The 24,178-nt window shown below is 60.9% G+C and carries 18 protein-coding genes and 2 pseudogenes; 12 read left to right on the top strand and 8 right to left on the bottom strand.

The annotated features are described in order from the left end of the window. The first annotated feature begins 140 nt into the window (after positions 1-140). Together GGR38_RS19820 and GGR38_RS19825 are read left to right on the top strand one after the other, a co-directional pair. A complete protein-coding gene (locus GGR38_RS19820) occupies positions 141-1,367 on the top strand; it encodes a polyhydroxyalkanoate depolymerase (protein WP_183627982.1) in 1,227 nt (408 codons plus the stop codon). Positions 1,368-1,497: 130 nt separating this feature from the next. Then, positions 1,498-2,460: an FkbM family methyltransferase gene (locus GGR38_RS19825; protein ID WP_183627984.1), complete on the top strand. Its 963-nt coding sequence runs from the start codon at positions 1,498-1,500 to the stop codon at positions 2,458-2,460. On the opposite strand, the gene GGR38_RS19830 is transcribed toward GGR38_RS19825, so the two are convergent. Genes GGR38_RS19830 through GGR38_RS19840 form a run of 3 tightly spaced genes read right to left on the bottom strand, consistent with a single transcriptional unit; the run spans position 2,449 to position 5,129 of the window. Next, positions 2,449-3,561, bottom strand: coding sequence for an acyltransferase family protein (locus GGR38_RS19830; RefSeq protein WP_183627986.1), 1,113 nt, complete (start codon positions 3,559-3,561; stop codon positions 2,449-2,451). The two genes, GGR38_RS19825 and GGR38_RS19830, sit on opposite strands and share 12 nt — an antisense overlap. 25 nt (positions 3,562-3,586) lie before the next feature. Next, complete coding sequence (locus GGR38_RS19835) at positions 3,587-4,972, bottom strand: DUF5935 domain-containing protein (RefSeq protein ID WP_183627988.1); 1,386 nt, start codon at positions 4,970-4,972, stop codon at positions 3,587-3,589. After that, positions 4,965-5,129 carry a hypothetical protein gene (locus tag GGR38_RS19840; RefSeq protein WP_172340181.1) on the bottom strand — a complete coding sequence of 55 codons (165 nt, stop codon included), beginning with the start codon at positions 5,127-5,129 and terminating at the stop codon, positions 4,965-4,967. The genes GGR38_RS19835 and GGR38_RS19840 overlap by 8 nt, the downstream gene beginning before the upstream one ends. A gap of 137 nt (positions 5,130-5,266) precedes the next feature. On the opposite strand from GGR38_RS19840, the gene GGR38_RS19845 reads away from it, so the two are divergent. The 5 genes from GGR38_RS19845 to GGR38_RS19865 all read left to right on the top strand — a co-directional run bounded on the left by GGR38_RS19845 (position 5,267) and on the right by GGR38_RS19865 (position 14,445). Continuing rightward, positions 5,267-6,496, top strand: coding sequence for a TIGR04063 family PEP-CTERM/XrtA system glycosyltransferase (locus tag GGR38_RS19845; protein WP_183627990.1), 1,230 nt, complete (start codon positions 5,267-5,269; stop codon positions 6,494-6,496). A gap of 75 nt (positions 6,497-6,571) precedes the next feature. Next, on the top strand, positions 6,572-7,777 hold the full coding sequence (locus GGR38_RS19850; RefSeq protein ID WP_183627993.1) for a hypothetical protein: 1,206 nt from the start codon (positions 6,572-6,574) through the stop codon (positions 7,775-7,777). Between the two features lie 256 nt (positions 7,778-8,033). Then, positions 8,034-12,674, top strand: coding sequence for a glutamate synthase large subunit (gltB, locus tag GGR38_RS19855; protein ID WP_183627995.1), 4,641 nt, complete (start codon positions 8,034-8,036; stop codon positions 12,672-12,674). 23 nt (positions 12,675-12,697) lie between these two features. Then, the gene (locus GGR38_RS19860; RefSeq protein ID WP_183627997.1) at positions 12,698-14,134 is read left to right on the top strand and encodes a glutamate synthase subunit beta; all 1,437 of its coding nucleotides are present in this window, start codon (positions 12,698-12,700) and stop codon (positions 14,132-14,134) included. 119 nt (positions 14,135-14,253) lie between these two features. Next, entirely contained in the window at positions 14,254-14,445 is a 192-nt protein-coding gene (locus GGR38_RS19865; RefSeq protein ID WP_183627999.1) for a hypothetical protein, read from the top strand. A 10-nt stretch (positions 14,446-14,455) separates the two neighbouring features. Here the strand turns inward: GGR38_RS19865 and GGR38_RS19870 are convergent, their stop codons facing one another. Together GGR38_RS19870 and ung are read right to left on the bottom strand one after the other, a co-directional pair. Then, positions 14,456-15,109 (bottom strand): N-acetylmuramidase domain-containing protein, encoded by a 654-nt coding sequence (locus GGR38_RS19870; protein ID WP_183628001.1) that lies wholly within the window; start codon positions 15,107-15,109, stop codon positions 14,456-14,458. A gap of 89 nt (positions 15,110-15,198) precedes the next feature. Next, the gene (gene ung, locus GGR38_RS19875) at positions 15,199-15,885 is read right to left on the bottom strand and encodes a uracil-DNA glycosylase (protein ID WP_183628003.1); all 687 of its coding nucleotides are present in this window, start codon (positions 15,883-15,885) and stop codon (positions 15,199-15,201) included. A gap of 66 nt (positions 15,886-15,951) precedes the next feature. Between ung and GGR38_RS19880 the strand changes: the two genes are divergently transcribed. The 4 genes from GGR38_RS19880 (at position 15,952) to GGR38_RS19895 (ending at position 19,047) form a co-directional block, all read left to right on the top strand. Beyond that, the gene (locus GGR38_RS19880) at positions 15,952-16,575 is read left to right on the top strand and encodes a ribonuclease D (RefSeq protein WP_183628005.1); all 624 of its coding nucleotides are present in this window, start codon (positions 15,952-15,954) and stop codon (positions 16,573-16,575) included. Positions 16,576-16,583: 8 nt separating this feature from the next. Beyond that, positions 16,584-17,231: an LPS export ABC transporter periplasmic protein LptC gene (locus GGR38_RS19885; protein WP_183628007.1), complete on the top strand. Its 648-nt coding sequence runs from the start codon at positions 16,584-16,586 to the stop codon at positions 17,229-17,231. A 63-nt stretch (positions 17,232-17,294) separates the two neighbouring features. Further along, positions 17,295-17,861 carry an LptA/OstA family protein gene (locus GGR38_RS19890; protein ID WP_183628009.1) on the top strand — a complete coding sequence of 189 codons (567 nt, stop codon included), beginning with the start codon at positions 17,295-17,297 and terminating at the stop codon, positions 17,859-17,861. Between the two features lie 106 nt (positions 17,862-17,967). Then, on the top strand, positions 17,968-19,047 hold the full coding sequence (locus tag GGR38_RS19895; protein WP_183628011.1) for an IS630 family transposase: 1,080 nt from the start codon (positions 17,968-17,970) through the stop codon (positions 19,045-19,047). A 264-nt stretch (positions 19,048-19,311) separates the two neighbouring features. Here the strand turns inward: GGR38_RS19895 and GGR38_RS19900 are convergent, their stop codons facing one another. From GGR38_RS19900 to GGR38_RS24280, 3 genes and pseudogenes are all read right to left on the bottom strand, one after another. Next, complete coding sequence (locus tag GGR38_RS19900) at positions 19,312-21,060, bottom strand: hypothetical protein (protein ID WP_183628013.1); 1,749 nt, start codon at positions 21,058-21,060, stop codon at positions 19,312-19,314. A gap of 52 nt (positions 21,061-21,112) precedes the next feature. Next, complete coding sequence (locus GGR38_RS19905; protein ID WP_183628015.1) at positions 21,113-22,498, bottom strand: O-antigen ligase family protein; 1,386 nt, start codon at positions 22,496-22,498, stop codon at positions 21,113-21,115. Between the two features lie 580 nt (positions 22,499-23,078). Continuing rightward, positions 23,079-23,279: pseudogene (locus tag GGR38_RS24280) on the bottom strand (IS110 family transposase); the annotation flags it as partial. A gap of 136 nt (positions 23,280-23,415) precedes the next feature. Between GGR38_RS24280 and GGR38_RS19910 the strand changes: the two are divergent. Further along, positions 23,416-24,084 (top strand): annotated as a pseudogene (locus GGR38_RS19910) (IS110 family transposase); the annotation flags it as partial. Between the last annotated feature and the right edge of the window lie 94 nt (positions 24,085-24,178).

Genomic DNA, 24,178 nt, shown 5'->3' on the forward strand with positions numbered 1-24,178 from the left:
CAAGAAGAGGCCGTCATATTGCTCCGACTACTGAATAGTAAGCCATGGTCGGATTGCAACATTGAAGGAATATGGCGATATGTATGACAACAAGACGTTGGCGTATTCCCCCTCTATGACGCCGCGCAAAGGATAAGTTGATGTTATACAACGCTTATGAAATGCAACGCAGCCTTCTTTCAGGCGCCAGCGCCTGGGCCTCGGTGATGGCCGAAACGTTGACGAATCCGGCCAATCCGATGGCGGCGCTGGGTCTGGGACAGGTGATGGCGTCGGCTTTGGATGTTTTTTCCCACGCCGCCATGCCGCGGGGCAAACCCAATTTCGACATTGAGACCGTGACCGTCGATGGCGTCTCGCATGGCGTGACCGAGGCCATTGTGCAGCACCGCCCCTTTGGCAATCTCCTGCGCTTCAGCCATGACGGCCTGCCCGCCGATGCGCCCAAACTGCTGATCGTCGCGCCGATGAGCGGGCACTATGCCACGCTGCTGCGCGGGACGGTGGCGCGGATGATGGAACGCGCGGTGGTTTACATCACCGACTGGGCCGATGCGAAGATGGTGCCGATGGAGGCCGGGCGCTTCGATCTGGACGATTATATCGACTATCTGATCGGCTATCTCGAATTCATCGGTCCGAACACCCATATGCTGGCCGTGTGCCAGCCCTCGGTGCCCGCCTATGCGGCAACGGCAATCATGGGCGCCAACAAGCACCCCTGCCGCCCGCTGAGCTTGACCTTGATGGGCGGCCCGGTGGACACGCGCGAGGCGCCCACCAGCGTCAATGACGTGGCCGTCACCCGGCCGCTCAGCTGGTTCGAGCATCATGTGATTGCGCAGGTTCCGCTGCATTACCCCGGCGCGGGGCGCAAGGTTTACCCCGGCTTCCTGCAGCTGGCCGGGTTCATCAGCATGAACCTGCATTCGCACATGATGAGCCATTGGCAGATGTTCAAGCATCTGGTCGAAGGCGATGGCGACAGCGCGGATTCGACCAAGGGTTTCTATGAGGAATATCGCAGCGTTTGCGACATGACCTCGGATTTCTATCTGCAGACCATCGAGCATGTGTTCCAGAAGCATTCGCTGCCCAAGGGCGAATTTGTCCATCGCGGCAAGCCGATCGATCTGGGCGCGATCACCGACACCGCGCTGCTGGCGGTCGAGGGCGAGCGCGACGACATTTCCGGCATCGGCCAGACTCGCGCCGCGCTGACGCTGGCGCATAACCTGCCCGAGGCCAACAAGCGCTATCTGCTGGCCGAAAGCGTGGGCCATTACGGCATATTTAACGGCAGCAAATGGCGTGGAAGAATTGCTCCGGTGGTCGAGGAATGGATGGCCGCGCACGCATCGCGTTGATTCGACACCATTCCAAGTAAAAAGGCCCGTGTTACGATTCGGCACAGTAAAAATGCGGGATGGTTAACGAGTCTACACCAGTAAATACACCCATGATAGCCACGTCCTCACCTAAGAACAGGAGAGTGACGTGGCTGTTTCCTTGGCAATGGGCGGCACCAGCATCGCCGCGAAAGAATTAAAACCCAATCCGGGCCTTGTGCTCAAAGCCATTGCCAGCGTGCCTTGGGGCGAGCGCACCTTGCTGCGTTTTTACAAGCGCGTGTACAACCGCTTCTTTCCGCGCAGCCGCGCCACCACCGTGTTTGGCGCCAGTTTCGATTGCGAGGCGGGCGATCTCATTCAGGCCAGCATCCTGCATTTCGGCTTGTGGGAACCGCATATGACGGCGCTGATGAAACATCTGATCGAGCCGGGGACGGTGATCGTCGATATTGGCGCGAATATCGGCTATTATACGTTGATGTTCAGCCAGTTGGCCGGACCTGACGGGCGGGTGATCGCGGTCGAGGCGCTGCCGCGTCTGGCCGAATATGGGCGGGCCAACAGCGCCCGCAACGGTGCCACCAATGTGGATGTGCGCGGCTGCGCCGTGGCCGCGCAGGCGGGCGAGCTGACCATTTACGAAGGACCGCAAAGCAACATCGGCATGACCAGCCTGTTGCCCGGCGCGCATCGCACCGGCGGGGCCAAGGTCCGGGCCATGCCGCTCGATCAGGTGCTGAGCGCGCAGGAATGCGCCGATTGCTCGTTCATCAAGATCGACATCGAGGGCGCCGAAGTGCCGGTGCTGAACCAGTTCCTCGACCAGATCGACCGCTTTTCCCGCCGCCCGACGCTGGCGGTCGAGGCCACGCCGGCCGAGGATGGCGCATGGCCCGCGCTCTTCGACCGCTTCGTGGCCGCCGGTTATGTGCCGATCCGCATGTTCAACAGCTATGACTGGCTCGACGCGCTGCATTACGAGGACAAGCCGCTGGAAATCGTCCACAGCCTGCCGCGCGAACAGAGCGACCTGTTGATGGTTCACCCCGACAATGCGCGGGCCTTTGCCACGGCCATGGATCTGGTGCTGGGCCGCTCAGGCCGCTAAACGCGCTTCTCCCCGGCGCAGCAGCCAACGCTGCGCCGGTTTTTCCACCAGCCGGTAGAGCGCCGCCGAGGCCGCCAGCACGATCATCAGAAACAGGCCCAGCTTGCCCAGCCCCACCGTCAGATCGGGGCCGACGAAGAGCATCTTGAAGACGATAAACAGCAGGAAATGCGACAGATAGGTCGAATAGCTGATCTCGCCCAGCCAGTGCAGCGGGCCTGAACGCAGCAGGCGCGCAGGCGTGCGATCCTCCAGCGAGAGCGCCAGAATGAGCGCGGCAAAGACGCCCGGCACATAGGACGCCTCGGGCAGATGCAGCACCACGCCCCCTTCGAGCAGCGCGATCATCGCCGCCCAGGCCCCGGTGCAGATATCGGGCACATCGCGCCAGCGCGCCCACAACATCCGCAGCACATTGCCGGTCCAGAACTCAAGCAGACAACGCATCAGGCCCGTGCGCTGGATTTCAAAGCCCAGATAATCGTCCGAGCCATGCAGCGCGAAATAGGCCCACAGCCCCGCCAGCAAGCCGCAGCCCAGCAGCACCAGCGCGCCGGTTGACCAATTCCGCCATGGCGCGGCCATCACCGTAAAAGGAAACAGCAGATAGGCGGCCCATTCGCAGGAAATCGACCATGCCGGTTCATTCCACATCAGCCCGATGGTCATGCCCCAATTCTGCATCAGCAACACATGAAGCGGCAATTCACCCCAGCGATAGAAGGCAATATCGCGCCCCGTGGCCGCCAGCATCCCCACCAGCGCGACAAAGCCGCCCAGCAGAACCATATGCAAAGGCCAGATCCGCGCGATCCGCCGCAGCCAGAAACGCGCCATGCCCCGCGCGCCCCGATAGGCCGGATTATCCGCGCAGGAATGCCACAGCACAAAGCCCGACAGGATGAAGAACAGATCGACCGCCAGATAGCCATGGCTGAGAAAACCATAGACCATCGGTCCCACCGTGGCCTTCAGCGTGACGCGGGTGTGGAACAGCACGACATACCATGCCGCCAGCCCGCGCAGCCCCGTCAGCGCATCAAGCTGGGGCGCCAGCGCCCGCGCGCCGGGCAGGGCGGCGGCCTGCTGCGTCCTGTCCATCAACGCCGCCCCCATGTTCCGGCGTTCAGTTGGCGCCGGCCGGGGCGCCGGGAGTCGTCGAAGAGCCGGCCGTCATTTTGCCCGGCACCTGCATCTGGCGATGGGCCACGGCCACGGGCGCAGTCTTGCGCCGCACCTGTTGCACCAGCGCGATCTGAAGCGCGATCAGCATGTAAACGAAGGGCTGGAAGGCAATGCCCACAAACGCCGCGCCCAACAGATAGACGAAGTGCCCTTGCTGAAGCGCCAGCGCCAGATCGGCATAGCGACGGTCCGACGGAGCCTCGCTCTTGCGCAGGCGGCGGCGCACGCCTTCCAACTGGATCAAACCGCTGATCTGCAGCGTCAGCCACAGCGCCAGACCCGGCCAGCCCTGCTCGCCCAGCATTTCGAAATAGGCCGAGTGGAAAGCGCGCCCCTGATCCATGATCTTGGTTGAATTGCTGCCGAAACCATCGTCCTCGCTGGTCACGATCTCCAGCTTGTTGCCGCGGAAGGCGTCGAAACCGCCGCCAAAGGGATGTTCGGCGGCATAATTGATCGTCCATTTCCACACCGCCAGACGGGTTGCCGCCGACTGGTCGGACTGGTTGTTCTGGATCGTGCCCATGCGGTTGGAGAAGCTGTTGGGCAGCAAAGGTTGAACCAGCAAGGCCGCCAGCACCAGACCGCCGACATAGAGCCAGCGATATTTCACCGCCCGCATCATCAGCACCGCCAGCAAACCCGCGCAGAGCAGGCCCGTGCGCGCCTCGGTGCCGATGGGGATCAGCAGACCGGCAAAGGCCAGCCCATAGGCGAACAGGCGCGTCCGGCTGTTGGCGGGAAAGATCGTGCCGTCACGCGCCAGCCAGAGCGCCAGCGGAATGATCGCGATCGCCACGCAGGAAATGGTCGAGCCTTCATAAAGGCCGTTATTATCATTGATGAACAGCTTGAGCGTGCCATAGCCGCCACCGCCCGCCATGGTTTTCAGCGCGCCGTCAAGGATCAGCGCGGCGGCCGACAGGACCATCACCAGCGCGGCGGCCTCGATGCGCAATTGCGTGCGCAGAGCCAGTGGCAGGAACATCGCCCAGACCAGCGACTTCCACACCCACGACCATTTATCCGCCGCCTCGACCGGGAAATCGGCCGATTGCGTGGTGAAATAGCAATAGATCAGCAAAAGCAGCATCAGCACCTGACGGCCGCTGACCCGCGCGCCCTGTTTGTTGTCGAAAAACAGCCAGCCGACCACCGCAAGAAAGAACACCACCAGCGAAAGCTGAACATTGGTGAGCAGCGCATAGGAGATTTTTTGCGGCGCGACGATATCGACATAGAGGAACGCCAGCACCCAGATAAACGGGCGGCGCAGCCCCATCAGCAGGATCAGACCGACAAAGCCGGTGAGGAAAAGATCAAGCACGGCGCACCCTCCACTTGGCCTTCTTCTCGGGCTCGGCTTCCAACGGCACTTCTTCCTCGGGCGCGGGGTCACGGTCGAGATCGGCGCGCATCAACAGGCGCAGACAGACCAGCACCAGAAGTCCATGAGTCAAGGCGATCGAGAAATAGTCAATCATCGAAGAGATGCCCTCTTTGCCTTTACTTCGCCCTTCATGGATTCAGCCAAGAATCGGCGGCGTCGAGGCCTTATTGCAAAGCCATAGCAAGCAGCAGTTGACGGGACGTTAAGCCTTTATCACCTAGGAAATGCGCCATGACACGCATCCTGCACCTGCTTGACCATTCGCTGCCGCTGCACAGCGGCTATACGTTCCGCACCCGCGCCATTCTCAAGGCGCAGGAGGGACTTGGGCTGGAGGTGCGCGGCGTCACGGGGCTGCGCCATTATGCCGATGGCCCGGATTGCGAAGAAGCCGAGGGGCTGACCTTTTACCGCACTCGCGGCGAGGCCAAAGGCCCGGCGGGCCTGCGCGAATGGCGCGAAATCGGCGCTTTTTCCCGCGCGGTGGAGCAGGTTTGCCGCGAATGGCGGCCCGATGTGCTGCATGCTCACTCGCCCGCATTGTGCGGGATGGCGGGGCTGCGCGTGGCAAAGAAACTGGGCATTCCACTGGTCTATGAAATCCGCGCCTTTTGGGAGGATGCGGCCGTAGGCAATGGCACCGGGCGCGCGGGCGACATCAAATACAGGCTGACCCGCACTCTGGAAAATCACGTAGTGAGCGGCGCGGACGCGGTAGTCACGATCTGTCAGGGGCTGAAGGACGATCTGATCGCGCGGGGCAATGATCCGGCGCGAATCACCATCATGCCCAATGGCGTCGATCTGGCCATGTTTGGCCAGCCGGTGGCGCGCGAATCCGCGCTGGCCGACGAACTGGGGCTGGGCGACGGGCCGGTGATCGGCTTTATCGGCAGCTTTTATGATTACGAAGGCATTGACGATCTGATCGACGCGATGCCGGGCCTGATCGCGGTCCATCCGGACGCGCGCCTGCTGCTGGTGGGCGGCGGGCCGATGGAAGCGGCGCTGCGCGAGCGCGCCGCAGGGTCGAGCGCGGCCCATGCGATCCGCTTCATGGGCCGCGTGCCCCATTCACAGGTCGAGCGTTACTATGCGCTGTGCGACATCATGGCTTATCCCCGCAAAAAGAGCAGGTTGACCGATCTGGTCACGCCTTTGAAGCCGTTGGAAGCGATGGCGCAGGGCAAGCTGGTGGCGGCCAGCGATGTGGGTGGCCACCGCGAATTGATGAGCGACGGCGTAACGGGCACCCTGTTCACACCCGACGATCCGGCCGCCTGCGCAAAAGCGTTGGCCGGGCTGCTTTCGGATCGCTCAAACTGGCCGCAAAGGCTTGCGGCGGGGCGCTCTCATGTGGAAAATGCGCATGACTGGGCAACCAATGCCAAGCGTTATCTCAATGTTTACCAAATGCTGGCACCCGTTAATGGTGTAAATTCGGCAAGCGAGGCGGCATGATACCCCGATTCGCCCCGGAATACGCGGGGAAAGCAAACTCCGGACACGCAACGGGCAGGACGTAAGGGCGCGACTTTGGCAACGAAGCACACTTCTGCGGGACAGGGCTGGCAAGGCATCACCCAACATCCGTTGTTCGCCACGGTTGTGCCGGTGTGGCTGGCGGCTACCTTCGCGCTTTCGACGCTGGCAGTTCGCGGAGAGCTGATCGAGCGCATCGTGCTTTCCGCTCAGCTTGACCTGATCCTGCCAATGGCGACGCCCCCCTTGGGGACAACGGCCCGGCTGTTGCTGGCGGTGGCTTTTGGCTTGGTGGGCGCTTTGCTGGGCTGGGCGGCGGTACGGCTGTTGGCCCCGCGCAAGGCCTTTTCGCAGACCGCGTGGCAGCAGGCCCGCCGCGAAAAGACTCGCGATTCGGCTCCGCTGCGCCGCCGCAGCGCCGATTCTCACCCCGATTTCCCCGCGCGCCAGCCGATTCAGGCCCATGCCGAATTGGGCGCGCATGGTTTCGACAATGAGCCGTCCGAACAGGACGTCGCCGAAACCGCCGCCTCCGGGCCGCAGATGGCCGAAACGGTCTCGGGCCCCAGCTATGCACCGCCCCCGCCGGTGGCCGAAACGTGGCAGGTGCTGCATGACGTGCCCCCGCCCCCGCCCCCGGCCGAAGAACCCTCGTGGGACTGGAAGCCCCAAAAGGCGGTTATCGAGCAGGCGGTAGTGGAAACCGAGCAGACGGCCATCGACGCGCCGCAGGAAGCCGCGCCGGCTAAGATCGAGTCGGCCAGGATCGAGCCTGAGGCCGAAGCGCCGGTCATTCAGCCCTTCCGCTTTTTCAAGATCGACGCCGCACCGGTGGAGCCGGTGACCGAATCGATCACCGCTTTTGACGCCCCCATGGCGGCCCCCGTAGCCGAGCGGGCTCCGGTGGAGCTGGCTGTGCTGGAAATGGTGGGCGCCGGAGTCGCCGCTCTCGAGGCGGCTCCTATCGCAGCGGAGCCCATCGCAGCAACGCCCGTCATGCCGCCCGCATCCAAGACCTGCGCGGGTTTCCCTTCGCTGACGCTCGAAGGGCCCAGCGCTGCTGAACATATTGCCTCGGCCTCGCTCGATTCGCTCAGCCATGTTGAGCTGCTCGAACGGCTCGCGCGCGCCTTGCAGCGCCATCAGAACGCCTCGCAGGAAACCAAAACAACCACTTGCGAGCCTGTTCTGGCCTCTGCCCCCGATGGTACGGGCGATGCGCTGCGTGCCGCGCTGGCCTCGCTGCGCGACGTTAAATAATTTCCCCACCCCTTGCCGCAGCGCATGATTACACCGACAAATGGCGCGTAAACGGCAAATCCTTTCGTCAGAAACGCGCCAAATACGCCATTTGTGACCTTTCGCGGTTGCAAAAGCTGCGTTCTGACGCCATGGGGCATGATGCGTCATCTCCCCCGCGCCTGCGCGGGCAGGGGATTCGCGCTCCAGATACACGGGTTCAGGTTGCGCCCTGCCAGAGAGACGGCAGAGGGCGCGAGATTGGGATAGATAATCGATGGGATTTCCAGAGCCCCAGGGCCTCTATGATTCGCGTAACGAGCACGATGCGTGCGGCGTAGGTTTTGTTGCCCATATCAAAGGCGAGAAAAGCCACGCCATTATTACGCAGGCACTGGAAATTCTGAAAAACATTGACCACCGCGGCGCGGTGGGCGCCGACCCGTTGCTGGGCGACGGTGCGGGCATCCTGATTCAGATCCCCGATGCGCTGCTGCGCGACTGGGCCAAGGGCGCAGGTCTGACCCTGCCCCAGCCCGGCGATTATGCGGTGGCCATGTGCTTCCTGCCCCGTGATGAGGGCAGCCGCAATTTCGTGGTCGAATATTTCGAAAAGTTCATCGCCAAGGAAGGCCAGACCCTGATCGGCTGGCGCGATGTGCCGGTGAACATCGATGGTCTGGGCAAGGCTGTGCTCGAATCGATGCCGGTGATTCGCCAGTGCATCATCGGCCGGGGCGAACATTGCGCTGATCAGGACGCCTTCGAGCGCAAGCTGCTGGCGATCCGCAAGCAGACGCAGAACCCGCTGGCCGCTCTGGCCGAAAAGCATGGTCTGCCGGGTCTGACCGAACTGTATATGCCCAGCATCTCGACCCGTACCATCGTGTACAAGGGTCTGCTGCTGGCAACACAGGTCGGCAGCTTTTACCCCGACCTGACCGATCCGCTCTGTGTTTCGGCGCTGGGTCTGGTTCACCAGCGTTTTTCGACCAACACTTTCCCTAGCTGGAAGCTGGCGCATCCGTTCCGCTTCATCGCGCATAACGGCGAAATCAACACGGTTCGCGGCAATGTGAACTGGATCAATGCGCGCCGCCGCTCGATGCAGTCGGAACTGCTTGGCCCCGACCTCGACAAGATGTGGCCGATCATTCCGCATGGTCAGTCCGACACGGCCAGCCTCGACAATGCGCTCGAACTGCTGGTGGCGGGCGGCTATCCGCTGGTCCATGCGATGATGATGCTCATCCCCGAAGCATGGGCAGGCAATCCGCTGATGGATGCCAAGCGCCGCGCGTTCTATGAATATCACGCCGCGCTGATGGAGCCCTGGGACGGGCCGGCCGCCGTGGCCTTTACCGATGGCCGCCAGATCGGCGCGACGCTGGACCGCAATGGTCTGCGCCCCGCCCGCTTCCTCGTCACCGATGACGATATGGTGGTGATGGCTTCGGAAAGCGGCGTGCTGCCGATTCCTGAAGAGAAGATCGTGCGCAAGTGGCGTCTGCAGCCGGGCCGCATGCTGCTGATCGACTTTGAACAGGGCCGCATCATCGAGGACGAGGAAATCAAGGCCAGCCTCGCCAATGCCGAGCCTTATGAAGAGTGGCTGGAATCGGCCCAGTACAACATCAAGGACCTTGATGTTGTGGAGCCCGAACTGGCCCAGTTGCCGGTGGAAACCACCACGCTGCTCGACCGTCAGCAGGCCTTTGGCTATACGCAGGAGGACGTGTCCAAGTTCCTCGAACCGATGGGCCGCAATGGCGATGATCCCATCGGCTCGATGGGCACCGACACGCCGATTGCCGTGCTGTCGCGCAAGTCGCGTCTGCTCTATGATTATTTCAAGCAGAACTTTGCGCAGGTGACCAACCCGCCGATCGACCCGATCCGCGAGGAACTGGTGATGTCGCTGGTCTCGATGATCGGTCCGCGTCCCAACCTGCTGGGCAAGGAAGCGGGCAGCCACAAGCGTCTGGAAATCGACCAGCCGATCCTGACCAACGAAGACGTGGCCAAGATCCGCAGCGTGGAAGCCGCCCTTGACGGCGCGTTCCGCACCGCCACGGTCGATACGACTTGGGACGCCAAGGCTGGCGCCGAGGGTCTGGAGCAGGCGATCAAGGAAATGTGCTGGGCCGCGACCGAAGCGGTGCTGGCCGATCACAACATCCTGATCCTGTCCGACCGTGCGCAGGGTCCGGATCGCATTCCGATGCCCGCTCTGCTGGCCACCGCCGCGATCCACCACCATCTGGTGCGTCAGGGTCTGCGTATGCAGGCGGGCCTTGTCGTGGAAACGGGCGAAGCGCGCGAAGTGCATCACTTCTGCGTTCTGGCCGGTTTCGGCGCCGAAGCGATCAACCCCTATGTGGCCTTTGAAACGCTGGAAGATATCCGCGTGAAGAAGGAGTTCCCCCTCGACCGTTATCAGGTCAAGAAGAACTACATCAAGGCGGTGGGCAAGGGCATCCTGAAGGTCATGTCCAAGATGGGCATCAGCACCTATCAGTCCTATTGCGGCGCGCAGATCTTTGACGCCATCGGTCTGTCGAGCAGCTTCATCAACGCTTACTTCACCGGTACGGCCACGACCATCGAGGGCGCGGGCCTGAAGGAGATCGCGGAAGAAACCGTTCGTCGTCACGCGGCGGCCTATGGCGACAACCCGATCTACAAGAACATGCTCGATGTGGGCGGCATCTACGGCTATCGTATCCGCGGCGAAGAGCATGCGTGGACGCCGGCCAATATTGCCAGCCTGCAGCATGCGGTTCGCGGCAATGTTCCTGAAAAGTACAAGGAATTTGCCGAGACGATCAACGATCAGGCCCAGCGCAACCTGACCATCCGTGGGCTGCTGGACTTCCGCCGCGCCGACAAGCCGCTGGACATCAGCGAGGTTGAACCGGCCAGCGAAATCGTCAAGCGTTTCGCCACCGGCGCGATGAGCTATGGCTCGATCAGCTGGGAAGCGCATACCACGCTGGCGATCGCCATGAACCGGATCGGCGGCAAGTCGAACACCGGCGAAGGCGGCGAGGATCCGATCCGCTTCAAGCCGCTGGATAATGGCGACTCACTGCGTTCGTCGATCAAGCAGGTGGCCTCGGGTCGTTTTGGCGTGACCAGCGAATATCTGGTCAATGCCGATGACATCCAGATCAAGATGGCTCAGGGCGCCAAGCCCGGCGAAGGCGGCCAGTTGCCCGGCGACAAGGTCGACAAGACCATCGGCAAGACCCGTCACTCGACCCCGGGTGTCGGCCTGATCTCGCCGCCGCCGCACCATGACATCTATTCGATCGAAGACCTTGCGCAGCTCATTCACGATCTCAAGAACGTGAACACCGGCGCGCGTATCTCGGTCAAGCTGGTGTCGGAAGTGGGCGTGGGCACCGTGGCTGCTGGCGTTTCCAAGGCGCGCGCCGATCACGTCACGATCTCGGGCTATGAAGGCGGGACCGGCGCTTCGCCGCTGACCTCGCTGACGCATGCCGGTTCGCCGTGGGAAATCGGTCTGGCCGAGACGCAGCAGACGCTGATGCTCAACAACCTGCGTTCGCGCATCTGTGTTCAGGCCGACGGCGGCCTGCGCACGGGCCGCGACGTGGCGGTGGCTGCGCTGCTGGGCGCCGACGAGTTCGGTTTCGCCACCGCTCCGCTGATCGCGGCTGGCTGCATCATGATGCGCAAGTGCCATCTCAACACCTGCCCGGTGGGCGTGGCAACGCAGGACCCCGTGCTGCGCGCGCGCTTCACCGGCCAGCCTGAGCATGTCATCAACTACTTCTTCTTCGTGGCCGAAGAGCTGCGCGCCATCATGGCGGAGATGGGCTTCAAGACCCTCGCCGAAATGGTGGGCCGCGTGGACCGTCTGGAACCCAAGCGTGCGATCCAGCACTGGAAGGCCGAGGGCATCGACCTGTCGCGCCTGCTGCACAAGGTTCCCGACGGCATCTCGCCCAGCCTGAACTGGAGCGAAACGCAGGATCACGGTCTGGCCGGCGCGCTGGACAATGACCTGATCGTCGCGGCCAGCGATGCGCTGATCGAGGGCAAGGCCGTGCGCATCGAGCGCAAGGTCATCAACGTCAACCGCACGGTCGGCGCGATGCTCTCGGGCGAAGTGGCCAAGCGCTATGGTCATGCGGGCCTGCCCGACAACACGATCCATATCGCGCTGACCGGCACGGCGGGTCAGTCCTTCGGCGCCTTCCTCGCGCATGGCGTGACGCTGGAGCTGACGGGCGATGGCAATGACTATGTGGGCAAGGGCCTGTCGGGCGGTCGCGTGATCGTCAAGCAGCCGGACTACGTCAACCGCGAGCCGACCCAGAACATCATCGTGGGCAACACGGTGCTGTATGGCGCGATCAGCGGCGAGGCCTTCTTCTCGGGCGTGGCGGGCGAACGTTTCGCGGTCCGCAATTCGGGCGCGATCGCCGTTGTCGAAGGCACGGGCGATCACGGCTGCGAATATATGACCGGCGGCGTGGTGGTCGTGCTGGGCAAGACCGGGCGCAACTTTGCCGCCGGGATGTCGGGCGGCGTGGCCTATGTCTATGATGAGGCGGGCAACTTTGCCGATCTGGTCAATCCGGCTCAGGTCGACCTGTTCCCGATCAGCGCCGAAGCCGATGCTGATGAAGGCACAGGCCGTCCGCAGCAGCGCACCGTCTCGGTCCACGATCTGGGCATGGGCGACATGCTGCGCCACGATGCGGAACGTCTGCGTATTCTGCTCGAACGTCACAAGCTCCACAGCGGCAGCAAGCGCGCCGCCGAACTGCTGGAGGACTGGGACAACGCGCTGGCCAAGTTCGTCAAGGTCATGCCGCGTGATTATGCCAAGGCGCTGCGCAGCTTTGAAGCTGAGCGTCTGGCCGCAGAAACTGTGGCCGCAGAATAAGTTCGAGAAGGAAGGAATTACACATGGGCAAGGAAACCGGCTTTCTCGAGCTTGACCGTCAGGATCGCACCTATGCGGACCCGAAGGAGCGCGTGAAGCATTACAAGGAATTCGTGATCCCGCATGCCGAGCCTGCGCTGAAAGCACAGGCCTCGCGCTGCATGAATTGCGGCATTCCCTATTGTCACAATGGCTGTCCGGTGAACAACATCATCCCGGACTGGAACCATCTGGTCTATGAAGGCGATTGGCAGAATGCGCTTGAAGTGCTGCATTCGACCAACAACTTCCCCGAGTTCACCGGCCGCATCTGCCCCGCGCCTTGCGAGGCGGCCTGCACGCTGAACATCGTGGACCAGCCGGTGACGATCAAGTCGATCGAATGCTCGATCGTCGACAAGGGCTGGGAAAATGGCTGGATCACCGCGCAGGTGGCCGCCAAAAAGACCGGCAAGTCGGTGGCCGTGGTGGGTTCTGGCCCGGCGGGTCTGGCAGCGGCCCAGCAATTGGCGCGCGCGGGCCATTCGGTCACGGTGTTTGAAAAGAACGACCGCGTGGGCGGGCTGATGCGTTACGGCATCCCCGACTTCAAAATGGAAAAGCACCTCATCAACCGCCGCATGGTGCAGATGGAAGCCGAAGGTGTGGCCTTCCGCACCTCGGTCGAGGTGGGCGTGCATGTTTCGGTCGAATCGCTGAAGGAAAACTTCGACGCCATCGTGCTGGCGGGCGGTGCGGAAGATCCGCGTCCCCTGAACATTCCGGGCTATGAAATGCAGGGCGTGCGCTTTGCCATGGAATTCCTGACCCAGCAGAACAAGCGCGTGGCGGGCGACGATGAAATCCGCGCCGCGCCGCGCGGCTCGCTGACCGCCACGGGCAAGCATGTCGTGGTGATCGGCGGCGGCGACACGGGCAGCGACTGCGTCGGCACGTCGAACCGTCAGGGCGCCCTGTCCGTCACCCAGCTGGAAATCATGCCCCAGCCGCCGGTGAAGGAAAACAAGGCTCTGAGCTGGCCGAACTGGCCGCTCAAGCTGCGCACGTCGAGCAGCCATGAAGAAGGCGTGGCGCGCGAATTCGCCGTGCTGACCAAGCGCGTCGTGGGCGAAAACGGGGTTGTCACCGGCCTCGAATGCGTCCGCGTCGAATGGGAAGGCGGCAAGATGGTCGAAGTGGCCGGCAGCGAGTTCACGCTCAAGGCCGACCTGATCTTCCTCGCCATGGGCTTTGTCGGCCCGCGCAAGCAGGGTCTGCTCGATCAGGCCGGTGTTGCTCTGGACGCGCGCGGCAATGTGAAGGCCGACACCAACAATTATCGCACCAGCGATGACAAGATCTTTGCCTGTGGCGACATGCGCCGTGGCCAGAGCCTTGTCGTCTGGGCCATCCGCGAAGGCCGTCAGGCCGCGCGTGCGGTGGACGAGGCGCTGATGGGCGTGACCGAACTGCCGCGCTGATCGGGCGCGGAAAACGGGCATAAAGAAGCGCCGGCGGGATTTCCTGCCGGCGCTTTTTTCTATGGAGCATCGGGCAGACCGTGGCGTAGAATACCGGCAACAAACCGGAGTCGATGCCCATGTTCCTCGACACACGCGATCCCTGGCCTCCGCCCGACCCGTGGAGCCCCCCACCCCGCCGCGATCCCAACCGGCGACGCGAAGGGCTGGTCATGTCGCTGGTCGGGATCAATCTCCTGCTGCTGTTTATCGCGCCGATTGCCGGGATCACCTTTTTCGATATCGCGCTGGCACTTTGGCACCGGTTCTAGGCTGCGCGCCTCACTTCATCGCGGCGGCCAGCTTGTTGTGATAATCGAATTGCGTATAGCCGGGGCCGTTATAGGCTCTGGCAAAGGCGCGGCAGGTTTCCGGATTGGTGGAAAGCGCGGCCATTTCGTCCTGCAGCTTGTTGGCCTCGACATAGTGGACCAGCAGGAGGTAATGCCCGGCCTCGGACGCCACGGTGGACAGGGCCAGAGCATAGGGCGAGGCATAATCGAAATCGTCCCAATATTCGCCCAGCACCTGAAACTTGCCCCATGAGCAGGCCATGAAGGCGGCGTCGACCTCTCCGGTGACGATCGCGCCCAGCAATTTGTCCCAACTGTTTTCGTTATAACCGCCCGACTGCGGGTTGCTGAAACTACACACCGAATATTTGCCGCCGGTGTATTTATGGAATTTATGCCGTTCGAACAGGATCTTGGGGCGGCCATCCTTGTCGAACCCACTGCCTGCGGCCTCGACCTTGGCCACGGCGGCCAATTGTTTGACCGACACGCCCAGCCGCGCGGCCAAAGTCTTGATCCTGTCGGCATCGAGCGGGGCAGTGTTCGCGCTGGTAAAAGTACTGAGCAAGGCTTTGCGAGACAAGTCACCCCAGACGCCATCGGGTTTCGCACCAATAGCTTTCTGCAAATCGATGATGTTCATGGCCATCCCTTTCAGAAGCGGATGGCCATATTTTGAATAATCATTCCTTTGTAGGCAATGATTCATTGCCTACTGTTGGGAATACGATTTTACAGGTTCCAATCAACCGGTTGACGGCCAACCGATTCAAGAAATTCATTGGCTTTTGAAAAATGCCGACTGCCGAACCAGCCGTTATAGGCCGAGAGCGGGCTGGGATGCGGGGCCTTGAGCACCAGATGCCGCCCATCGTTCAACCCCGGCACGCGCGCGGCCTTCTTCTGCGCATGGCTGCCCCAGAGCATGAAAACACAAGGATGCGGCCCGGCCGCCACCGCCGCCACGCAGGCGTCCGTAATCGCCTCCCAGCCCCGGTTCTGATGCGATCCGGCCTGCCCCTGCTCCACGGTCAGCGCATTGTTGAGCAACAGCACCCCCTGACGCGCCCAGGCGGACAGATCGCCATGCGCGGGCGGGGCAAAGCCGATGTCGGTTTTCAGCTCCTTGTAGATATTGACCAGACTGGGCGGGATGCGCACCCCTTGCTGCACTGAAAAGCTGAGCCCATGGGCCTGTCCCGGCCCGTGATAGGGGTCCTGCCCCAGAATCACCACCTTGACCGCATCCAGCGGCGTCAGCTCCAGTGCGGCCAGCCTTTGCCCGCGCGGAGGGAAGATCACCTTGCCCGCCGCCTCCTCGGCTTTCAGGAAACCGCCCAGCCGCCGCGCCTCGGGTGTGGAGAGCGCGCCATCCAACGCTTCGCGCCAACTTGTGGGAACTGCGTCACTTGCCGTCATAATCTGCCTTCCCGCCGCTTTCAGGGCTTTTCAGTTTGCCCGCTTCGTCCTAAGCATTTTGGCACAATGGCTGTCTATCTCCACGAAGAAGATCTCCCCGAAGGCGTGCTGGCTCCCGGCCCGATTGCGGTGGATACCGAAACCATGGGCCTTATCACGGCCCGCGACCGGCTGTGCGTCGTGCAAATTGCCGACGGGCGGGGCGACGAACATCTCGTCCGCTTCAAGCCCGGCAGCACCTATGCCGCGCCCAACCTGAAAGCGGTGCTGGCCGATCCGGAGCGGGTGAAGATCTATCACTTCGCCCGTTTCGACATTGCCGCAATCCAGCATTATCTGGGCGTGACGGCAGCGCCGGTGTTCTGCACCAAGATCGCCAGCAAGCTGGTGCGCACCTATACCGACCGCCATGGCCTCAAGGATCTGGTGCGCGAATTGCTGGGCAAGGAATTGAGCAAGCAGCAGCAGTCGAGCGACTGGGGCGGCGTTGATCTGTCCGATGCCCAGCGCGAATATGCGGCCAGCGACGTGCGCTATCTGCATGCCGCCCATGCGATTCTGGTCACCCGGCTTGAGCGCGAAGGGCGCACCGCATTGGCGCAGGCCTGTTTCGACTTCCTGCCCGCGCGCGCGCAGCTCGATCTGGCCGGTTGGCCCGATCACGACATCTTCAGCCATATGTCGGCCTGAGGCACCTCGTGACCATCGGTGCCGATCTGCTGCGCAACCGCCGCCGCGCGAAAGCCGCGCCCGGCGGGGCGCAGGATCGCATGATCCGCTTTTTGTTCACCGCCCTGCCCGTCGGCCTTGGCATGGTCACCGCCGTCATGGTGGTCAGCCCGATCTTTCCCCATGGCGAAGTGTCCTTCCTGCTCGACCGCAACAAGGTGGCCGTGGCCAAGGAGCGCCTTGCCGTGACCAGCGCGACCTATCGCGGGGCCGATGACAAGGGCCGCCCCTTCGCTCTGAACGCGGGACAGGCGGTGCAGCATTCGGCGCAGGTGCCGATCGTGGAAATGCGCGGATTGAACGCCACGCTGGCGATGGAAAGCGGCGCGGCGCGGGTCGAGGCTCCCTCGGCGCGCTATGACATCAACCGCGAGGTCATGCAGGTGGCGGGCCCCGTCCGCTTTTCCGAAGGCGACGGCTATCGCATGCAGACCAGCGACGTGGCGATCAACCTGAAAACCCGGCAGGCCACCGCCAGCGGCGGGGTCACGGGCATCGTGCCGGCCGGAACCTTTGCCGCCGACCATATGGCCGCCGATATTTCCGCGCGGACGGTGGTGCTGCAAGGGCGGGCGCGGCTGCGCATGACGCCCAGCAAGATGAAAGCCCCCCGATAGGGGATTCCCATTCCCCACAAACGCCCCTTCACCCGAGCCAAGGCTTGGGCTAAGAGCCAGGTCATGTCTATCATGTCAAAGATTGCCCCTTCCCGCCGCTTTGCCGCCCTTAGCGCAATGGCACTTGTTCTTGGCGGATCGGCCGGGGCCCTGCTGGCGCAGGGGCTGGGCAATCATGACAGCGACAAGCCGGTCGATTATGCCGCCGACCGCATCGAGGTGCAGGACAAGGCCAAGCGCGTGCTGCTGACGGGCAATGTCGATATTACCCAGCAGGACCTGCGCATGAAAGCCGCCCGCACGATCGTGGCCTATGCCAATGAAGGCGGCGACAACAACAATATCAAGATCCAGCGCATCGACGCGACCGGCAATGTCGAAATCAATCAGGGTGACGACCGGGTCTGGGGCGATATGGCCACCTATGATTTCACCCGGCGGGTGATCACCGTGGTCGGCCATGTGCGTTTGCAGAACGCGCGCGGCAGCGGCAAGGGCGAGCGGCTGGTGATCGATCTTGACCGCCATGTCTCGAACTTTGTCGGCGCCTCCTCGGGCACGGGCGACAAGAGCGAATCCGGCCGCGTGACGGGCAGCTTCACCGTCGCCAAGCGGAGCACTACGCCCTGATTCCACCAGCAGCGACTGGCTTCGGTGGCCGCCCTAGTGGATTGATCGGAACGAATGAGTCCGATTGAGGGTTTCCCTCGCTGTCGGCGGCATGCCAGAATATAGCATGCGAACAGGTATCCAGATTGATGTCACGGCAGGGGACAGGAAGCGGCTTGAGGCGATTGTTGCGGCACGAGGTTCACCGCAGAAGCATGTCTGGCGCGCAAAGATCATTTTGCTGACCGCTCAGGGTGAAGGCACCCAGGCGGTCATGGCGGCGACGGGCAAATCCAAAACCTGCGTCTGGCGCTGGCAGGAGCGGTTCATGGCTGAAGGCGTGGATGGTTTGCTGCGCGACAAGACCCGGCCTCCCGGCATCGCGCCACTGGAAACCGGGGTGGTTGACAAGGTCGTGGCGCTGACGCTGGAACCACCGGCCCAGGAGGCCACGCATTGGACGGTCCGCGCGATGGCCAAGGCTGTTGGTATCGCGGCCTCCTCTGTTGTGAAGATTTGGCATGATCACGGCCTGGCGCCGCACAGGTGGCGCAGCTTCAAACTGTCGAACGACAAGGCCTTTGCCGAAAAGCTGCGCGATGTTGTTGGGCTTTATGTTGCGCCGCCCGCCCACGCCATCGTGCTGTCGGTCGATGAAAAGAGCCAGATTCAGGCGCTTGATCGCACGCAGCCAGGCCTGCCTCTCAAGCGCGGGCGCGGCGCCACCATGACCCATGATTACAAGCGCAACGGGACAACCACGCTGTTTGCCGCGCTCAATGTGCTGGATGGATCTGTGATTGGCCGCAACATGCAACGCCACCGACATCAGGAGTTTATCCGCTTTCTCAATACCATCGAGGCGCAGATGCCCGCCGATAAGGCGATCCATGTCATTCTCGACAATTATGCCGCTCACAAGCAGCCCAAAGTCCGCGCCTGGCTGTCCAGGCATCCGCGCTGGACCTTCCACTTCGTGCCCACCTCATGCTCTTGGCTGAATGCTGTCGAGGGGTTCTTTGCCACGCTCACCAGGCGGCGCTTGAAAAACGGTGTTTTCCATTCCGTGGTTGATCTTCAGGCTGCCATCAACCGCTTCATCAAAGAGCATAATCAGGAACCGCGCCCCTTCGTCTGGAAAGCCGATCCCGAGGAGATCATCGCCGCTGTCAGGCGCGGGCACCAAACGTTGGAATCAATCCACTAGGTCCAAGGTACCTAGCACTTAGAATCGTGAAGCCCTCTTTACCTTGTGTATTACAACGGTGCAAACGTACAGACTGCACCATTCAACGGCGAATTATGCAGCATACTCATTGCCAACCAAGTATCTTCGCGATGTTTCGCATGTCTCTCCACGCCCTTCCGTAGTAAGCTGGACGCAATTTGAATTCCATATGTGTCAATCGAATAAAATTAAAAGTAAATCCAATCAAAAATTCCACCCATGCCACATAGGAAAAGCGTCACATTAAATAATACCACCTTCACTTTCCTGACGATGCCGCATAATATGCAAAATGATATTTTGGCAGAGCATGATGAACAACACCACCGAGGAAGCGAAGCCCAGCCAAAGGCCAAGACGCTCCGGCATAGTCATAGTAAGTCGCGCCTCCAGTCGATGGGTGCCCCCAGGAATAGCGCAGACTGGAACCGTCCCTGATCTCGGCGAAGAGCCGAAACGATACAGCCTCGCATCCGTCCACTCGCCACGGTCAATTCTGCATTGCCAGCCTGTGAAGCCGAATTGCCTTAACGCCAGCGCCGCGCCGCGTGATGCATGGTATGACACCGATAACCGCCGTCCAGCCCCCTCCATCCGACCAAGCGTAATGCCGGCGATGCCGCCACCATCAACAACCAGGGCACGTTGTGTGCTAAACCTTTGTACCACCTCGTTCAGATCACCTAGAATATATTCGGATGTATCGTGATTGCTGGCCATAACCTGATGAATAGTTAGCGGAAATATAACTCGTGGCCGCAAACGCTGATAAGCAAAAGCCGTCAGATCGCCAAGTATCATAGCTGCCAATAGCCAACATAAGAGGCTGGCTCGCCGCGTCTCTCCTGCCGCCCTGAAGTGATCATAAGCCAAAGCGGCCAGAATGCTAACAGCCAAACTAGATGCGCCTAGTAGACGAAAAGGAAACTGAATCCGACTGACCGGTGTTTGCAACTCCCAAAACGGCATAGAAATCGACGTATTGAGCACCGCCACCACGCCAACTGTTGCCAGCATCGCCCATGCCACGGCTCTGGACCGCGCCGAATGAACTAAAACCGCCGCCGGCGCCATCAGCACCGCGATAAGTACCGTCACCACCACCAGCCCCAGCGTCATAATCCAAGCTACATGGTCGATCCAGGGGATAGACGAAAAGAGGAGCCAGTTGTGCGGCTGGTTGCGTTCACCAGAAATAGCTGTGGCATCAACAATATGATCTAGTAGCCCGAGCGCGGGCAACAACATCGGGGCGGCCAGAGCCAGTCCGAGCAAAGCGGAGGAACTCAGCGCGGCCGCCACCTCAAAGCGCGCCCTTAGCCCGTTCTCGGCCATTATCAGCGCAAGCGCATGACCTGTTACGAATAAATAACCGATTACCATACCGGGCATATGGGCATACGCCAGAGCGCCAATCGATAGACCGTGCAACGCCCAGCTACCCGGCACTCTTCGACTGACCCGCACGGCACAATAGCCAAGCCAAGGCAACAAGCAAAGACTGGCACATTCGGCCAGAGCACTGCGCTGATAGGTATCTACAAAGGCTCGATAGGGCGCGGCGAGCCAGAGCATAGCGCCAAGTAAAGCTGCCCGAGGCGTTGCACCAAGGATCCGGAGCCATGCCTGACACCCTAATGCGCCCATCCATGATAATAGCCACAATGCCAGAGCTAAGCGCCGAATCGCCTGATCGTCTCTCGGTAAAAGAGGAGTAAACAAGGCCCCTACCCATTGCAGCAGGGGCGGATAGAAGAAAAAGGCTGGCGAACCGAAACCGTCATTCATCCCTGGCAACCAGCGCGGAAAAAGATGACCATCCATAATTTCATGCGCAAAGGCTATCTGCCAACGGATATGGACCGGGCCGTCGGTCCCGAATGGCGCAGCGAGCAACAATCCCGGAATAAGCAACAGTAGCGCCAGTCCCGCAAGAAGCGAAACACAATACGTCTTAGAAGCAAAAAATGGCGCCGGGATCGAGTGTTTCACATCACCCTCCTTTTTGCTCTGCCATAGCCGATGGAAACGCCCGAGATTGCTGTTAAGTCTTGTTCATACGGACGTTCATTTCCGCCATGATGTCATTGCCAGCTCGGGCAGCACGGCTGCGCCTGCGACGACCTTTGCCGGGTTTGGGCAAGGTGTAGCTGGCGAATGCAGCCGCAAATATTGCAAAGACACCGGTAAATGCATCGCGTTCGAAAAGACTACTTTCGGTCACATTGTGCCCAGCGCAGAAAAGTATCAACGCACACAAAAGCGTACCTTTGGCCGCGTCGATCCGCTCGTTAGAAATAACTCTCAGTAGAGGCCATAACAGTGTGCCCCAAACAATGAGCAGGAGACCAGGAATCCCAACGGTAATCAAAAGATCGAGATAACCGTTATGCCCCACGGTCACTGTTGTTTCGTAGCCGTGTCCGTAAATAAAAATTGGGCTGCTGAAACCGATATTCCAGAACGATTCAAAGCCCGCCCCCAGAAAGGGATGATCCTTGGCATAAAGCATAAGGGCGGACCAGATCTTGCCACGCCCGGTAAAAGACGTCGGCGCCATGTAAAGGCGATTAATTACATCGAGGTAAGCGCTCGAATAGGTGGCAAGCGCGCAGATTATCAGCAGCCCTATGGGCAGCAAAAACTGCCGCAGTTTACGATCTATCGAATTATAAGAAAAGCCGATCACCGCCGACAGGCCAACCATGCCCATTGATGTCTTGGACATGCTATTATAAAGAAAGATGCTAGCAGCCAGCAACACGGCGACACGAATACGAAAATCTATATGCTTAGCATCAAAAAGAAAAAGCAGGAGGCAAAGCGCGCTTGCTGCGCCTGCGAAGTTCTTGTGCGTGGTCAGTCCACGCCAGTTCCCCGCCAGCGCCGTCCCCACCCAGCTATCCAGGCCGAGATGCATTCCAATCTCCGGTGCAAGCCAGACTGTCAGATAGTTGATTATCAGGATAATCAGCATGGCGATCCGCAAGGCATCCACGCTCTTGCGATAGCCATTGCCATGAACGAGAATACATACAGACCAGATCACGCTGGTGGTCAATAACAGACGCCGGAGCGCGATTTCCGGTTCGATCGCCCAAATCACGCTGAGCCAACACCAGACTAGAGCAGCCAGCAACGGCAAGGGCACCGCGATCACGCGTACTCCTTTCCGCCAGGGTGCAGCCCATATCAGCACCGCCGCTAGCAAAACCAGATAGCTGAACTGCCTTACAGAGCTGCCTTCACTCGCGCCTTCAGATGTCATCATCGCAATATAGGGGCCAAGAACCGAAAGACAGACCAGCCCTACACACAGGATCATCCCGGTCAATGTCCGCCGGTCGGACAGGGACAATGGGGAAGAGGTGTCGGCCTCCCGCTCACCAAGCTGGCTTAGCAGCGAACTGGGCAAAAGCGTTTGCGACATATTAAGCGCGGGCCTCCATCAACACGGTCTTTTTCGCTGGTCGCATATTTTGGAGCTTCCAGAAACCTTTTAGTTGCCTACATCGGAATTGCAGAGCCAACTGCCAGACATTTTTGCGCCCAAACGAGGCCACGTAACGGAAATCAGAGCTTACTTTCCAATTTTTGAAAATCAGGAGGCTCGCAGTAGATGCTCTCAAACCGTTGAGTAGCCCGAAGAACTGACTAAAAGGGGCTGGACACCAACTGTCATTGCGTGTCCAGGAGCAAGATAGATCAGCCTGGGGATCATACTTGTGTCCGCTATCGTGCCAGATCTCCACCTCCGAGGACACTACGCGATGCCGAGGACCTTGGCCATCGCACCCACCTGGACACCTTCTGTAATCGGTCAAGGTGCCGTGACGGGTAGACGGGCCTCATGCTTCTGTACGCGGTCCTGGTTGGCCGCTGGCTGAGAGAGGCGAAAGGTGGGTCGGGTGCCGCAAGCTCGAAGCCGTGATCGATGATCACAAGTCGTCCAACGCGGTCATCCACCTCCACACGATCCCGTATTCCACGGCAGGTCGTATCCGATCAGGTCATGCTGGCCTCAGGGCTGAGAACGGTGTGTGATTGATCCACATGCGATGCATGACGACGGCGAGCCTGCGAGCGAGAGCGACGCGTGCCTTGCGCATCCCGCGCCGCCGCGCGACATTGAGGGCCCAGTCTCTGAGCCAATTCTGGCTTTTGCAGCGGGTAAGGACCGAGTTGGCGGCTTCATAGAGCAACCAGCGAACCATGGTAATTACATAGGGTAATCGCGGGGTTGGAAACATCGGCGCGGTTGTGATGCGTTGGAAGGGTGGTTGCCCCCCGATAGGATGAAAACGGGCTCACGATTGTGACCGGGCCCAGCATCAACGGAGAACAACCATGGGTCAGTTTATAGGCCTCGACGTGTCTTTGAAAGACACATTTCTCTCGGTACGCGAAGGCGGTCAGCGGATATGGCGGGGCAAGTGCCCATCCGATCCCAAATTGATAGCAGAGGTCATCCGCAAGCGAGTTCCGAACGTGGAACGAGTTGTGTTCGAGACAGGGCCGCTTTCGATCTGGTTCTATCATGCACTGAAGCAAGAAGGACTGCCGGCGATCTGCATTGACGCCCGCCATGCCAAGGCCGCCCTCGATATGGCGCGCAACAAGACCGATGCGAACGACGCGGACGGCCTGGCACATCTGGCCGAGGTCGGCTTTTACCGCGAGGTGCGCGTCAAGGCCTTCGACAGCATGCTGACCCGGACGCTGATTGCGGCGCGCAACCAGATGCTCAAAGCGACGATCCAACTGTCGAACCAGATCCGCGGTCTGATGAAGACATTCGGTCTGGTGGTTCCGAAGGGCGCCGGGCGTGTATTCGAGGAACATGTGCGTAGCCTTCTGGCGGGCAACGCGGGTCTCGAACGGATCATGCTGCCAGTGCTGGAGGCTTGGCGCGGCATGCGTGCCCGTGTTGCGGAGTTGAGCAAGCAACTCGTCGTTTCGGCACGCGCGAGCGAGCAGTGCCAGTTGCTTTCCACGATCCCTGGCGTCGGTGCGGTGTAACGGCCCGATTGAGGCCGCCTGACGATGTTAAGCGACGTCGTTATTGACGTCGTTATGTACGTCGTATGCGGTGGAGGCTGTTTTGGTGGTT

The sequence above is a fragment of the Novosphingobium sediminicola genome (genome assembly GCF_014196525.1).
Lineage (GTDB): Bacteria > Pseudomonadota > Alphaproteobacteria > Sphingomonadales > Sphingomonadaceae > Novosphingobium > Novosphingobium sediminicola.